Origin of the sequence: Cyanobium gracile PCC 6307, from assembly GCF_000316515.1 — a bacterium.
GTDB lineage: Bacteria > Cyanobacteriota > Cyanobacteriia > PCC-6307 > Cyanobiaceae > Cyanobium > Cyanobium gracile.
The window spans coordinates 1,191,398-1,204,412 of sequence record NC_019675.1 but is presented as its reverse complement, the minus strand read 5'-3'; the positions used below and the strand labels follow the sequence as shown (position 1 = coordinate 1,204,412).

The following is a 13,015-nucleotide window of genomic DNA, read 5'->3' as shown; positions in this document are numbered from 1 at the left end:
ACCTCAGGCCATGTTCCCCCCTGGGCGGGGTCCTGGCCGCAGCCGTGTCCGGACTCCCATGCTCAGCCGGGCCGCCCGGCCCCAGCCCAGGGCCGTGGCCAGAAGGCCGTAGAGCAGGAACTCCAGCTGCCGTCGCGGCTGCCGGGCCCCGTGGCGCCGGGCCAGCCGGAACAGCCGGCGGGCGGCGTACTCGGCGCCGGCGGCGCCGCACTGGCGGCTGAGCAGGAAGGCGGAGCGGGAGAAGCGCGCCATTTCGGGGCCGTCGGGGTCGACGCCGGCGGCCAGGGCACTGCGCAGCAGCGACTCCTGGGCGCGGGAGCGGTCCACCAGCTTGCGGGGGTCCAGGTGGCCCCGGTCGCTGAGGTGGTCGTCGCCCATGTGGATCCGCCGCACCGAGACGTCGCCCGGTACCCACGCCAGGAGCGTGCCGGTTGCCCCGGCCCGGCCGTCGTACTCCCAGTCCTCCTCGTTGATCCAGGGCTGCCAGGGGCCGATGCGGTCGAGCAGGTCGCGCCGGTAGAGGGGACAGCTGGTGGTCCACCAGCGCTCCAGCAGCAGCCGGGGGAACAGCCGCTCCAGGGGGATCCCGGTGGCCCGCATCGGGCCGCGCCGTTCCACGGGCCGCCGGGAGTGGTCCTCCTCCAGGCTGGGGCCGTAGGCGATCCCGGTTCCGGCGGAGCGCCGCAGGGCGCCCACCTGGGCGCTGAACTTGCCGGGCAGCAGCAGGTCGTCGCTGTCGAGGTACTGGACGAATTCCCCGCGGCTGTAGTCCAGGCCCCGCTGGCGGGCGGCACCGGGACCGCCGTTGGGCTGGTGGATCACCCGGATGGTCTGCGGATGGGCGGCGGCCAGCCCGTCGGCCACGGCGGCGGTGTCATCGCTGGAGCCGTCATCGACGATGACGATTTCGATCGGCCGGTGGTCCTGCTCGAGCACGCTGGCCACCGCTTCGCGCAGCAGGGCGGCGCGGTTGTGGACCGGGATGATCGTGCTGACCAGGCCGCTCACCGGGGCGGGCCGCAGGGCGGCGATGCGCTCGAGGGCGGGTCGCCGCATCACGGCCCGGGCCCTCTCCAGGTTGGGGTTGTCCTTCTGGTGCTTGAGGGGCTGGCCCCGGTGCCAGAGGTGCACGATCGGCTCGTAGCCCCAGATCCAGGTGGGCCGGGTGAGGCAGCGGTCCCAGAACTCGTTGTCCTCCCCGCCCCAGCCGACGAAGCCCTCATCCATCCCACCGATGGCGGCGTAGGCCTCGGCGGTGATCGCCATCGAGCCGCCGGCCTCCAGGTTCTGCACGATCGCCTCCGCCGGCCTGGCGTCATAGGCGCCCGAGCCGGCCAGCACCGCCGCGCTGTGGGTCTCATCGAGGTAGAAGACGAACCGCTTCGGGTTCACCACCGCGTAGCCCCGGCTGATCCGCTCCAGCAGGCGGCGGGCGTAGCCGGTGGGCACGAGCATGTCGTTGTCGTGGAGCAGCAGCACCGGGGCGTGGGCCTCGCGGGCGCCGAGGTTGAAGGTGTGGGAGCGGTTGTAGGGGGCGGTGGGGTCCGGCAGGGGGCCGTGGATGTGGCGCACCCAGGCCGGAAGCCGGTCGGCGATGCGGGGCTCGCTGTCCTGCTCGATCACCAGGCATTCGAGCCGGACGCCCTCCTGGGTGGCGAGGGACTCGAGGGTGGCCAGCAGCAGGGGCAGCCGCTCGGTACCCCGGTGGCCGATCAGCACGCTCAGCTCCGGTGGCCCATCGGCCCAGCCGGGGGTGGGCCGGCGCCGGATCGGTGCCGCCGCCAGGCAGCGGCTCAGCAGGCGCCGGCCGAGCTCCGGCTGGACGGCCGGCGCGTGCAGGCGAGAGGTGTAGCGCCACAGACAGGCCTGACCGAATCCATCGGGGGCGGCCTCCAGCCGTTCGCGGCGGTTGGCGATGCCGAGCTGGGCCGGTGCCGGACGGCGCAGCAGCCACTCGTAGCGGAGCCGGTCCTTCAGCCACACCCCCAGCCGCTCCCGCCGGGTGGGCCCCGCCGCCTCAGCCATGGGACGCACCGGGAGCGTCGAGGCGGGCCGCCGCCGCCAGCAGGTCCTCGGCCTGGGCCCCGGTGCCTGCAACATCGACAGCCCCATCGCCGCCGGAATGGGGCCACTCGCTGCCGGCGCTGCCGTGGCGGAAGCGCAGCCCCAGCAGCCGGCGCAGGTCCTCACCCCGCTGGCGGCCCAGCCAGCGGTCCAGCCGTCCGGCCGGGGCCGGCGCCGGCTCCTCCTGGACCTGCGGCAAGGGGGGCAGGGCCGTCACCTGATCAAGGGCCCGCCGCCAGGCGGCCAGGGCGGCCGCCCCGCTGTAGCGACGGGCCACCAGGGCGTGACCGGCCCTGGAGAGCCGCTCCAGCAGGGCCGGATCCCGCAGCCGCGCCAGTTCGCCGGCGGCGGCGTCCGTGTCTCCGCAGGGGAACAGCAGGGCCGTGGCGTCCTGCTCCAGGGCCCCCTCCAGGCCCGCTCCCACATAGCGGCTGCTCACCACCGCCATGCCGCTGGCCATGGCTTGCCAGGCCACGATCGGGCCCGTCTCCCAGGAGGAGGTGATCACCAGGGCATGGTGATGGCCGTAGACCTCCGCCGCCAGCCGGCCCTGGTCGACATGGCCGAGCATCCGCACGCTGCCCCGTTCGATCCAGGGGGTCAGGGACCGCTCCAGGGCCGGACGCTCCTCGCCGTCGCCGGCGATGCTGAGCCGGACCTCGATGCCCCGGGCCTGCAGCGCCTCCAGCAGCGGCGGCAGATCGTGCACCCGTTTCTGCTCCTGCTCCAGCCGGCCCACCCAGGCCAGCTTCAGGGTGGCGGCTGCATCGCCGCCAGGGAGTTGCCAGGGCGGCACCGGCACGCCGTAAGGGGCGTAGAGCACCCGGGCCGGATCCATCCCGCCCCGCCCGCTCGCCAGCCGGCAGGCCAGGCGATTGGTGGCGATCACCGCGTCGATGCCGGCGCCGTGCAGGCGCAGATCGTCGAAGTACTCCGCCTGCAGCGCATGCAGCGTCATCACCACCCGTCCATGGAACCGCTCCCGGCACCTGGCCCGCCGGGCCGCCGGGAACAGATCGACCAGGTTGACGCCAAGCACGAGATCCGGGTCCAGCCGCTCCAGCAGGGCGGCGATGGCGCGGATCCGGCCTTCGGCGCTGCCGCTGGGGTTGGCGATCGCCTCGACCGCCAGGGCCGGGTAGGCCCGGGCGTAGGGGCCATGACGGTGGTGGTCCCCGTCGGGGACCGCCACGGTCACCTCCAGCCCACCGTCCCGCAGGCCCGGCACCAGGTTCGCCAGCCAGTCCTGGACGCCGCCGAGCAGGTAGGCGGAAGGGGCGAGCACCAGCACCCTCATGGCGTCCGATCCAGGTAGACGATCCCGGGTTCGGCGGGGATCGGGGGCGGCACGGGGAGGTGCGGCAGGGGGGCGACGGGCCGCACGTGGTGGCCGAGCTGGCGGATGTAGGTCCCTTCGTGTTCCGGGCAGCGTTCCCACTTGCGGACGAACACCACCTGGTTGGCGGAGGTGTACTTTCCCCACACCCGCTCCGACTGGCCGTCGAAGGAGGTGGTGGCGGGCTCGTCATTGGCATGGTGCAGGTAGGGACACGCCACGCCCTCGATCCCCACGCCCGCAAGGGAGGCCCGGGCGGTGTAGTCCATGTCCTCGAAGCCGATGCCGCTGAAGCTCTGGTCGAAGGCACCGATCCGCTCCCAGCAGTGTCGGCCGATGGCGAAATGGGACCAGGTGTTGTTGAGCAGGCTGAGATCCACCGATTCCCAGGCCATCGCTTCGGCCCAGCGCCGCAGGTAGGGGTCGATGCGCAGATCGTCGTTGAGCACCAGGGTGGTGGCCGTCGGGCTGGCCTGGAGCAGTTCGTTCCACATCTGGCAGAGGCCCACCACCCGCTCATGCAGCAGGAAGCGGCAGTGGGGCGGCTCGCCGCTGGCCAGCTCGGCGCACAGCCGCTCCAGGTAGCGGCTCTGGCTGGCCGGATCGCCGTGGCCGTTGACGGCCACCAGGATCGGCACCTCGGGGAACGTGCGTCGCAGGGAGCGGTAGAGGGAACGGAAGTAGCTCTCGTAGCGGGCCTCGAAGGTGGTGATCGCGATCGTGAAGCGATCGCCCAGGGGCCGCCGCGGCGGCAGCAGCGCCCGCGGGATGCGGCGGCGGCTGCTGTGCACAACGGCCCGGGCGGCGAGGTAGAGGCGCAGGTTGAGGGAGGAGCGGTTCATGGTGGCGGTGGTGGGTGCTCCCTCAGGGACGCCCCAGGGCGCCGATCGCCTCCACCAGGGCGCGGTAGCGCTCCCGGGGGCGGATGTGGTCGTGGAAGCAGCGGGCACAGTCTTCCCGGCGGGCTTCCAGGTCGGCGCCGAGCTGATGGGCCGCCGCCAGGAAGCCGGCGCCATCGTCGACCATCACGCCGCAGCCGAAGTCCTCGACGAACTGGAAGCTGGGCTGGCGGCTGCAGATCACCGGCACCCCCATGGCCAGGTACATGCACAGGCGGTTGGAGCTGACCCCCATGGCCTGGAACTGGGGCGCTGGATTGGTGTACACCGCCAGGCCGATGTCGTAGCCCACGGCCGATCGCCAGGCCTCCTGCCAGGACAGCCGCCCGGTCTCGATGTGGAGCCGGCCCCCCAGGCTCAGGCGCCGCAGCAGGTAGAGGGCCAGGGGATCGACCCCCAGGGGCTGGATCACGGCGCAGAGGGCCGGATCCTCGTGCAGGGCGTCGAGCAGCCAGTCGGCGCCGGCGGTGAGGTTGAAGCCCCCGGAGATGGCCAGGGTGAGGGCGTCCGGCGCCAGTCCCCAGCGCTGGCGGAGCTCCCGGCGCAGCAGTGGATCCCGCTCCGGCGGATGGCGGAAGCAGCCCGGGAAGACCAGCACCGGCTGGGCCGGCGGCAGGCCGGCGTAGTCGCGCACCAGATCCACCCGGTGGGTGTCGTTGACGATGGTGAAGCGCGCCCGCCGGTAGGCCTGCAGACAGAGCCGTTTCCAGCGCTCCGAGCGCGGACCCCGGTAGCTGCCGGCGCGGATCTCGTCCCCCAGGATGAAGGAGGGACGGCGGTGCAGGCGGGCCAGCACCCCCACCACGGCGATCGGATCCTCGGTGGTGCCCGAGAAGCAGGCGTACCGCCGCCAGCGGGGGCGCCAGGCCTGGGCCAGCAGCCAGCGCATCGAATAGGCCACAAGGTGGGTGCTGACCCGTTCGCCGTAGGGGGCGGTGCTGCCGCAGGGACCGGGGGCGAAGACGTGGACGTCGTAGCCGTTCTCCAGAAGGGCGGAGATGATCGCCTCGTTGGGGGGCGAGTGCAGCAGCTCCGGCACCAGCAGGAAATGGGCGGCGATCGGCCGTGGCGACGAGGGACCGGTCATGAAGGAAGCGGTGGGCTAGAGCGCCCTGGGGGTGCGGGTGGTGCTGAGGTCGGTGGGCAGCTCCAGCCGGCCGGCGCCGTAGTCCTCCAGCAGCCGGTTTGTGTAGGAGCGGATGAAGTCCACCGGGAAATCCTTGCGCGCGGGGTTCGGTGCCGATTCACTCTTCTCCCGGGCGGCGATCCGGTCGTACCAGTTGTGGTAGTGGGTGATGGTGCCGTCGAGGCCGTAGAAGTTGCCGAGGCCGTAGCGCAGGTAGGCCAGCTCGTCGCTCCAGACCGCCGGTGGCGAGGCCGGCGTGAACAGCGGTTCGCTGGCCCGGTTGGACACGTAGACATCCATGGGCACCCAGCCGAGCTTCTGCCGCTGGAGCTCCCGCGGCAGGTGGTGGGTGATGTGGGGGCCGTGGAAGTCGATCTCGTAGCGGGGCCGCGGCAGGCGCCCCTTGCGCCGCCAGTGGAGGCGCCGGCAGCGGAGGAACCGCCGGGTGTGCATCAGCAGGAAGGAGCTCTCCGGCATGCCGGCGCCGAAGGGGCGAGTGAGCGGTCCGCAGCCGATGTCCTGGGGTGACACCAGGGCCACCCCCTCCCCCAGCCGGGAGCGGCACAGCTCGAACCAGTCCGGTGCCAGCAGGATCACGTCCGCATGCAGCAGCAGGGTGTAGGGGGAGCGCGATCGGTTCAGCAGGGCATTGAGCGCCTCCGGCTGGCTGCAGCGGCGCTGCACCACCTCGGCCCCCCGCTGCCGGGCGATGGCCACCGAGCGGTCGGTGGAGCCGTTGTCCAGCACGCAGACGCGGGTGTGGAGGTCCGCGGTGGTGGCTTGGAGGGCCTCCAGGCAGTGGGGCAGAAACAGCTCGCTGTTCCAGCTGGTGATGCCGACGAAGAGTTCGGGTGTCGTCATGGTCGGGGGAGCAGCCGCAGGCGACGCAGCAGCCGCACCGGCAGCTGGCGCTCCAGGGCCGAGAGCCGCTCGCCGAGGGCGGATGTCTCCGCCAGCAGCTGCTGCACCAGCCGATCGAGCGATGCGCTGGCCCCGTAGCGGGCGTAGATGGTGGCCAGTTCGGCCGGAAACCGTTCCCCCTGGCGGCGGGTCTTCACGGTGGCGTAGTAGCGCATGGCACCCAGTTTCTCCTGGGTGACGATGCCGGTGCAGCGCCGGGAAAATCGCCACCAGAGGTCGTAGTCCATCAGTAGGCTGAGGGACTCGTCCACCTGCCCGCCGGCCTCCTGCCAGAGGGAGGCGCTCCAGAAGCAACTCTGCTGGAGCAGGAAGCAGTCGTTCTCGATCGCCAGCAGAGTCTGCTCCGATCCCGCCCGGGCGGGGACGTGGCGCAGGAACTGCTGGTCGGCGCTGATGATGTCGCCGCTGCCGATCACCCAGCGGCCGCCAGGCTGGGCGGCGAAGGCCTCCAGCACGGTGCGGAAGGCACCGGGGAGATAGAGGTCGTCGGAGTTGAGCCAGGCCAGGATCGATCCGCTGGCCCGGCGGAATCCCTTGTTGATGGCGTCCGACTGGCCCCGGTCGGGCTCGCTGATCAGCACCGAGATCCAGGGGCGGTAGCGCTCCAGCACCGCCGGGGTGTCGTCGGTGCTGCCGCCGTCCACCACGATGATCTCGACGTTGTCGTAGCCCTGCCAGAGGATCGAGAGCAGGGTGTCCTCGATGTAGGGCCCCTGGTTGAGGGTGGGGATGACGATCGAGAAGAGCGGTCGATCCGGATCGGTGTTGAACCGCTCTGGCACGGTGAGGCCGGGGCTCTCGGGCCAGCCATAGAGGCGGCGGGAGCTGGGCAGGGGCGCCTCAACCACGGCGGGCTCCGGCCGCCATGGCCCGCTCCATGGATGCCAGCAGTTGGGGTGCCACGACGTCGATGCTGGACTCCCGGAACACCTTGGCCCGGCTGCGCTCGCCCAGACGCCGACGGCTCTCCGGGTCCGCGCTGAGCCGATGCAGGGCAGTAGCGAAGGCCCGAAGATCCAGATAGTCCACCGCCACGCCGCAGCCATCGGCCACGAAGTCCGCGATCCCCCCACTGCTGCGGAAGCACACGGTGGGCACGGCCGTGACGGCCGCCTCCAGGGCGACCACGGGGTAGGGATCCTCCCGTGAAAGCAACCCATGGACCGCGTAGCGCCGGATGACACTGATGCCGGTGGGCATGGGCGGGAGGAGCAGGGCACGGTGTTCCAATTGCATCAGGCATAGATCTCGTCGGGCCACGATCACCTGCTCCTGGGCCGCTGCGGCGCCGAGCCAGACAGCAAGGAAGGGCGTTCCGGCGAAGACCCGTTCGCATTCCCGTACCAGCTGCGGGAAGAGATCGAACCCCTTTCGGGCGATCGCCTGGCCGGCGAACCCGAAGACGAAAGTGCCGTTCTCAACGGCGACCTCAAGGCGCCTCATGAGCGGATCCGCCGCGTTCCCCTTCAGGGGTGGGACGGGCTCGGTCGTCGGAACAAGGTCTTGTGCAGAAAATGGAACGAACTCCGGAATCACCGTGCAGCGGCTGAGCGGGAGGCCGTGATGGGCCTGAAGGGATTGCTTCACCCTTTCGGCGCAGGCCACCACTTCGCTGGAGAGGGCCAGCTGGCGGGCCACAGCCTCCGGGGTGCTCATCGTGGCGAGCGTTGTTTCGAGCTCATGCACGTGGCTCAGACAGGCTGGCAGGGTCGGGTCGGTGCTGAGGCCCTTGAGGTGCTTGCCCAGCACCAAGGTGTTCAGGTAGATCAAGTCGGGCTTGTGGCGCCTTATCGCAGCCTCAAGGAGGCCGGCTGGACTGGTGGGGGTGCCCCTACCCAGCCTGGTGGCAAGCCGCTCACGCAGGGGTTGGAAGAGGGGTTGGCTCCAGGCGACCGTGGGGGCGAGGGCTTCGAACTCCGGCCGCAGGGGCCCATCGCTGAGCAGCACCACGGCCGGCTCGATGTCTTGCCCGTGTTCCATCAGCCAGCGCAACAGCCACAGCAGCAGCAGGGGGGCACCGCTGCGGGTGGCCATGTGTGAAACGAACACCACCTTCATGGGGTGATCACCTGCTTCCAGAAGATCAGGGTCAGCAGGAAAGCCAGGGTTCGGGTCCTGTCGGTGCCGTTGCGATGGGCATCCAGAATCCGGCGGAGCAGGTCGGGATCCACCAGGTCGTCGATCAGTCCGCCGTGCTCCCGCAGGAAGGCGTGCATCCTGGGGTCGCGGTACCAGTCGGCGCTGAGGTCGTAGCTGATGTACCGGGCCCTCCGCATGGGCGGCGTCCAGTAGAGGGGAGGGGCCTTGGCCAGCATCCGGCTCTTGTCGAAGCCGTTCTCCTCGGGAAAGCTGAGCAGCTCCGGGCAGTTGCGGGCAATGGCATGGCGGTGCCAGTTGGAGCCCAGCTTCCAACCATCGGGGAGATTCCAGATCGCTTCGATCCAGCGGCGGTCGTGGAAGGGGGATCGCCAGGCGCTGGAGGCCCGGTACATGCAGATCCCATTGGCGTAGAAATTGGGCACCCGCTGCTCGAAGTAGTACCGGGTGAGACCTTCGAGGAAGCCTCCCCGACAGAAGCCGGCAAGCCTGGCGGCGCGTTGGCTGCGACCCTCCGGCATCAACTGGGCGGCCAGCGGCGGGGCCAGATGCTGCAGTTCCTCGGCTGAGAAGCTGAGATGACGCTCCACTTTCAGGCGCCAGAACTGGCTCAAGGCGGCTTCGGGAGCCAGAGAAGCGATCCGGCCGAGCCAGCCCCGGTCGAAGTAGTAAGTGCGGGCGAATTCCCCCAGGGTGCCGACGAAGAACGTGGCATCGGCGGGAATCTTGGCCTTCAGCGGATAGAGAAAGGTGTGCCAGTGCCAGGCGGTTTTGGTGCCGTTGGTGAGGCTGGAGATGCAGGGTCCGTGGGCGAAGAACTCCTCCAGGTCCAGGTTGATCAGCTGGTGGGGCAGATCGAAGCGGCTGGCCATGCGGCGGGCCACCTGGACGTCGGTCGCCTCCTCCCGCCCCATCGTGATCAGATGGGGCCGCAGACCCTGGCCCAGCATCGACGCCAGAATCACCCGCGAATCGAACCCGCCCGACAGGGACAGATAGGGGTTGTCCCCCGCCAGCCGCAGGACCGCGTCGTTGAGAGCATCGACGGCGGCGTCGGGGTCGGCGGGGGCCGATGGGATCCCATCGAGGACCGCGACGGAGTGGAGGCAGACCCTGCCATCGGTGAAGTGGAGAACGCTGCCGGGGGGCACCCGCCGGATCGCCGGGTGGAGGGTCTGGTTGTCGGTCAGGTTCTCCAGCTGGCAGAGATCGCCGAGGGCCTGCCAGTTCCAGCGCCAGGTCAGGCCGCTGCGGCGCAGGATCTCGGCCACCCGGTCGCCGTGGAAGAGGCGGCCGTCGTGTTCCAGCACGTAGTAATGGGTGGCCCCCACCGGCGAGGTGACCACGGTCACGTCCCCGGCGTCGGTCTCGATCACCAGCGTGTACTCCCCCTGCGTCTCGGCAAGGGCGCGGCTCCCCTGGCGCAGGAAGCGTCCCAGCAGATCCGCCTCGGTGCTGTCGGTGTAGCCGATGCAGGTGAGCCGGTGGTCGCCGATCTGGATGGTCATCGGTTCCGGGGGGCCAGCCGGCCGAGCATCTCCTTGCCGGCCCGTTTGACCCGGAAGCGCAGTCGTCCGAGCCGTTCACCCAGGGAGGTGTCGGGGGTGCCCTCCAGGGGCAGGTGTGCCCAGGGAGTCTGCTGGCGGATCTCCAGGTACCGCTGCCGCCAGGGGTGGGTGCAGCGATGGTGCCAGGGCTTGGCCACCCCCGAGCCCGCGAAGTGGATCACGGCGGGGCTCGCCCGGGCCAGCTCCGCCTGCCGGCCCAAGGGGGTGTCGGCGCAGGTGTACTCCGGATGCATCCAGAGGTGGGGCAGGGCGTTCCAGCGCCAGTCGAGCGGCCGCCAGCGGGCCTCGAGCAGGGAATTGAGCACGTCTTGGTCCCAGTGCTTGATCCGCTCGGGATGGGTGCGGGCGAATTCCAGCCCGTTGGCCAGGATGCTCTCCCGGCGCCAGCGGCCCAGATCGATCAGCATCGCCCCGGCATTGAAGACCAGGGAGCCTTCTGCCAGGCCGAGGCGGTTGCGGTCGAAGTCCTGGTTGTGTTCCTCCACCGCACCGATGCTGTTTCCCTCCAGTGGCGACTCCCAGAGGTCCCGCAGGGAGTCGACGACGATCAGATCGGAATCCAGGTAGAGGACCTTCTCCACCGCATGGGGAAGGGCCGCCGGCAGCAGCAGCCGGAAATAGGTGGCCAGGCTGATATGACCAAAGACGGGAAAACCCGCGAGCATCTGCTCATCCAGCTGCAGGAAGGAGACCGAAGGCAGAAATTCACCGAGGTAGGCCGCCAGCCGAGCTCGTTCTGCGGCATCGATGACGCCGTGGAGTATATAGACGCTGAGGCTTTCGGTTGGATTGGAGAGCTGCAGGGATTTCAGCATCACGGCGCAGTGCCGGATGTAGTTATTATCAATCGTGCAGGCAATGATCATGGGAAAGATTCGTGCTCCTGCAGGGTCGCCCCGGGCAATGGGAAAGCCATCAGACGGGGGCTGGAGTCATCGGCTTCTGCTGGGGATGTTTGGATTGCTCGCTCCAGAGCTTCGCGTACTGACCGTCCTGGGCGAGCAGCTCATGGTGGCGGCCCCGCTCCACGATCCTTCCCTCCGAAAGGACACAGATCACGTCGGCATTGACGATTGTACTGAGCCGGTGGGCAATCACGAGAACAGTGTGCTGGCGTTCGAACTGTTCGATCGCCTGTTGCACCAGCCGTTCGCTCTGGCTGTCGAGGGCGCTGGTGGCCTCATCAAGGATCAGCAGCTCAGGTCGGCGCAGAATCGCCCTGGCCAGTGAGATTCGCTGGCGTTGGCCGCCGCTGAGCCGATAGCCCCGTTCGCCGATCTTGGTGTCGTAGCCATCGGGGAGATCCGCGATGAAGCGGGAGGCCTGGGCCTTGGTGGCTGCGGCCATGATGTCGTCCATGGAGGCGTTCTCGACGCCGAAGCCGATATTGCTGGCGATGCTGGCGTTGAACAGGAAGGTGTCCTGGCTGACGACCCCCAGGCGCTGCTGCCAGCTGGCCAGATTGATCGTCCGCATGTCGACGCCGTCGACGAGGATCCTTCCGCCGGTGGGTTCGTAGAGACCCACCAGCAGATCGGCGATGGAGCTCTTGCCGGCGCCACTGGAGCCGACGAGGGCGACCGTCTGGCCGTGGCCGATGGCGAGCTGGATGGAGCAGAGGGCCTGGGGCAGGTCGGGGCTGTAGCGCAACGAGACATCATCCAGCTGGATCGCCTCGCGCAGGGCCGTGAACGGCACACCGCCGGTGCGGATGAATTCCTTGTCGTCGTCGCGCAGGATCTGGTTGAGCCGCTCGACGTTGGCACTGTTGGCGGCATAGCTCGTGGCCAGGCCCGTCAGGCTGCCGACCCGCTGGTTGAGTCTCTGGAGGGCGATGATGAACGTCACCAGGCTCGGCAGGACGCCGCTGCTGCGGTCCTTGAACACCATCAGGCTGAGCGCCGCGATGATGGCGATCGAGATGATCGGCAGCATGTTGGAAATCGGCTGGACGATGTTGGCAAGCTTGCTCTGCCGTATCGACAGTCGCTTGCTTTCATTGAGCAGCGCCTTCAGCCTTTTTCTGGAGCTTTCGAGCTGGCCTGTGCTGTGCAGCAGCCGCAGACCCTGGATCTGTTCGTTCTGATGGCTGGAGAGCTCGACGCTCACTTTCTGCTGCTCCTGAGAATTCCTGCGGATCCGTGGCAGCAGCACCTTCTGGACCATCTGCATGACAGCGGCCATCGCAAAGGCGACCAGCAGAAGCCAGGGGGAGATGGCCACCAGGATGGCCAGGTAGATGATCAGCTGCAGACTGTTCATCAACAGTCCGTTGGCCAGGCTGATCTCCTTCTCAACGGTGCCGCCCCCGGAGCCGACATAATTGAGCAGGTCACCGACGCGGTAACGGCTGGCGCAGCCGAAAGTCAGGGAGAGGACCCGATCGTTCAGCTTGCCGGTGATTTCGGTTCCCATCCGGGCACCCATCACGGCGGTGCTGACGCTGTTGACATAACTGGTCGCCGCCATCAGGCCCTGCAGGGCCACGGCAGTGGCCAGGAGCAGCACGAAGAGGCTGTCGCGACCGGCCCGGGTGTTCAGGGCACTGTTCAGCCCGCCCTGCAGCCAGGGCAGCTGGTTGAGAGATCCGAGAACGGACATCTTGCTCCAGTCACTGTTCTCGGGAGCACTGATCAGGCTGACCGCAAGAAAGATGATCCCGAGGGTGGCGCCCTCGCTGAGACTGGCGGCCAGGCTGGTGGAGAAGTTGAGGGCCAGAAGCCTCCAGTACTTCTTCGCCGAATGCCGGATCAGACGTGCAGCGGGTCTCTGGTCAGTGAGGGGGGCAAGCAGGGGGCTGGGGAGTCGTCTGGCGATGCGATGGAGAAGCGGCATCAACGGCAAGGCGGAAAGGATGCTGGAAATGGCGGATTGGGAGTCGGGGCTGGGGCGTCCTGCCGTGTCCGGTTGGGTAGCCGCCTCCGGGCCACACGACAAGGGATTGGAGCTGGGGCTTGCCCCAGCCCGGCGGACCAGGGGATCGGGATGGCAAAAGGAACGCCGA

10 protein-coding genes are annotated in these 13,015 nt (G+C 69.2%); all 10 read right to left on the bottom strand.

All coding sequences use genetic code 11. The annotated features are described in order from the left end of the window. Positions 1 to 3 precede the first annotated feature (3 nt). From CYAGR_RS16380 to CYAGR_RS05655, 10 genes are read right to left on the bottom strand one after another with little or no spacing between them, the layout of a single operon-like run. A complete protein-coding gene (locus CYAGR_RS16380) occupies positions 4 to 2,025 on the bottom strand; it encodes a glycosyltransferase family 2 protein (RefSeq protein WP_015108835.1) in 2,022 nt (673 codons plus the stop codon). Next, positions 2,018 to 3,361, bottom strand: coding sequence for a glycosyltransferase family 4 protein (locus CYAGR_RS05695; RefSeq protein ID WP_015108834.1), 1,344 nt, complete (start codon positions 3,359 to 3,361; stop codon positions 2,018 to 2,020). The genes CYAGR_RS16380 and CYAGR_RS05695 overlap by 8 nt, the downstream gene beginning before the upstream one ends. Continuing rightward, positions 3,358 to 4,242, bottom strand: a complete 885-nt coding sequence (locus CYAGR_RS05690) for a glycosyltransferase family 2 protein (RefSeq protein WP_015108833.1) — start codon at positions 4,240 to 4,242, stop codon at positions 3,358 to 3,360. Before CYAGR_RS05690 ends, CYAGR_RS05695 begins: the two co-directional genes overlap by 4 nt. 22 nt (positions 4,243 to 4,264) lie before the next feature. Then, positions 4,265 to 5,386, bottom strand: coding sequence for a glycosyltransferase family protein (locus tag CYAGR_RS05685; RefSeq protein ID WP_015108832.1), 1,122 nt, complete (start codon positions 5,384 to 5,386; stop codon positions 4,265 to 4,267). Between the two features lie 15 nt (positions 5,387 to 5,401). Continuing rightward, positions 5,402 to 6,286, bottom strand: coding sequence for a glycosyltransferase (locus CYAGR_RS05680; RefSeq protein ID WP_015108831.1), 885 nt, complete (start codon positions 6,284 to 6,286; stop codon positions 5,402 to 5,404). Next, positions 6,283 to 7,194, bottom strand: coding sequence for a glycosyltransferase family 2 protein (locus CYAGR_RS16375; protein ID WP_015108830.1), 912 nt, complete (start codon positions 7,192 to 7,194; stop codon positions 6,283 to 6,285). Before CYAGR_RS16375 ends, CYAGR_RS05680 begins: the two co-directional genes overlap by 4 nt. Next, a complete protein-coding gene (locus CYAGR_RS18175) occupies positions 7,187 to 8,380 on the bottom strand; it encodes a glycosyltransferase family 4 protein (protein ID WP_216593366.1) in 1,194 nt (397 codons plus the stop codon). The genes CYAGR_RS16375 and CYAGR_RS18175 overlap by 8 nt, the downstream gene beginning before the upstream one ends. Before the next feature lie 20 nt (positions 8,381 to 8,400). Then, complete coding sequence (locus tag CYAGR_RS05665; protein WP_015108828.1) at positions 8,401 to 9,951, bottom strand: asparagine synthase-related protein; 1,551 nt, start codon at positions 9,949 to 9,951, stop codon at positions 8,401 to 8,403. Then, positions 9,948 to 10,877, bottom strand: a complete 930-nt coding sequence (locus CYAGR_RS05660) for a glycosyltransferase family 8 protein (RefSeq protein WP_015108827.1) — start codon at positions 10,875 to 10,877, stop codon at positions 9,948 to 9,950. Before CYAGR_RS05660 ends, CYAGR_RS05665 begins: the two co-directional genes overlap by 4 nt. Before the next feature lie 49 nt (positions 10,878 to 10,926). Continuing rightward, positions 10,927 to 12,846, bottom strand: a complete 1,920-nt coding sequence (locus CYAGR_RS05655) for an ABC transporter ATP-binding protein (RefSeq protein ID WP_015108826.1) — start codon at positions 12,844 to 12,846, stop codon at positions 10,927 to 10,929. Positions 12,847 to 13,015: the final 169 nt, after the last annotated feature.